Here is a 1568-nt window from a genome sequence, read left to right as displayed (position 1 = left end):
GACCAGGAAAAAAAGGAACGGGTGATTTTTTACGGAAGGAAGATGTGAATTTATATGATGTCGCTTCTCAAGCTTTGAAAGATAAACTTCCTTTGAAAGAATGGGTTTTTATGTTACTAAATCAGGATGGGGAAAATGAACAGTTATCTCTGGATTTTGAGAATACTATGCCTAGGAAAGGAATCCATGTTAAACAATGTTTGAAAGCTAACTGTAAAAATTCAAAAGCAGCAAATCAAGTTATGGAAAAAGTGCTTGATTATCTGACAACAAATATGAAAAATTTAGACAAACAATATATGTCTGCTGCATCAAGAGATTTGAGGAATTTTCAAAGTTGGATAGAGGATAAATTGGCAGAAGTAAGGCAGGCGATCGCTGGTTATGGGGATATTGATACTGAATATGTGAAATTGAGAGAAAAATTTTTACCAAAACTCTACAAAAGTATTGAAGAGTTTCGAGAGAAATTAAGAGCAGAATTTTCACAACCAAATGAGGAGTTTAAAACTCAGGTCAATGCAGCAATTAATAGATGTCAAAAACCAGGAAATATTCCTGATTTTAGGGATGTTGAAATGTGGGCAAAACGGGAAGGAATTGATAGAGCTTATTTTCGAGCAATACAACAGATGCGACCTGGTATATTGAAACATTTTCAGACAATGGAAGATGGTTTGAAAGGGTCTCTCAATCAAACTAAGTCAGAATTGGCAGATATATTTATCAACTTAGGAATAGGAGGTTTAGTAAAAGCAGAAAATCCAGATTTTTTGGAGGCTTTTGCGAAGTTATTAACTCAAACAAACGACTTGCCAAATTTAGCAAGAGGGTTTCAGTTCATTGCATCTTTTGAAATTATGTACAAAGGTTTTATGCAGTCCTATGTATGGCAAAAAAATTAGTGAAGTCTTACCTCCCGATCCGATGAAACCTATTAACACACCAGATAATATAGATAATATTTTGACTAATCTCCAACAGCGCCATCAAAATGCTATTGAAGTGTGTCAAAAAACTTTGGATAAACTAGGATTATCTGTTAACCGGACAAAAGTTTCTATGGTAGAGGAATTTGCAGACCATATTACCCGTGCTAAAGGAGTGGAACAAGAATGGGATATTTTATTAAGTAAAAATCGCAGTCAAATTTGGTCACAATTTCAGGAGTTAGAGGAACAAAAGGAATTACAGAAACAATGGTTTGCTCTAGTAGATGAAGCTTTATCTTGTAAAGAGCAACTATTATAAATATTATGGAGGTATTTGGGCGTTCTATTAACATCCATCCATAGTTTTTCTGTACTGTTAAATTAGCGGTAAATTTCGATTCAGATAAAGCTACTTCAGGAGTTAGAAGAACAAAAGGAATTACAGAAACAATGGTTTGCTCTAGTAGATGAAGCTTTATCTTATAAAGAGCAATTATAATAGAAGTATTTTGGCGCTCTATGAACATCCAATTTATTGTTTTTCTGTACTGTTAAATTAGCGGTAAATTTCGATTCAGATAAAGCTACTTCAGGAGTTAGAAGAACAAAAGGAATTACAGAAACAATGGTTTGCTC

The 1568-nt window shown here is 33.8% G+C and carries 2 protein-coding genes; both read left to right on the top strand.

Features of this window, described 5'->3' with window-relative positions; genetic code table 11:
• Positions 1-905, top strand: a 905-nt coding sequence (locus tag F6K22_RS40560; protein WP_293110787.1) for a hypothetical protein, incomplete at its 5' end; no start/stop codon positions are given.
• Positions 886-1251, top strand: a complete 366-nt coding sequence (locus F6K22_RS40555) for a hypothetical protein (RefSeq protein WP_293110785.1) — start codon at positions 886-888, stop codon at positions 1249-1251. The genes F6K22_RS40560 and F6K22_RS40555, both read left to right, overlap by 20 nt.
• Positions 1252-1568 lie beyond the last annotated feature (317 nt).

Source organism: Okeania sp. SIO2F4 (assembly GCF_010672385.1).
Lineage (GTDB): Bacteria > Cyanobacteriota > Cyanobacteriia > Cyanobacteriales > Microcoleaceae > Trichodesmium.
The sequence above is the reverse complement of the archived record's forward strand: the minus strand, read 5'-3'. Positions and strand labels throughout refer to the sequence as shown.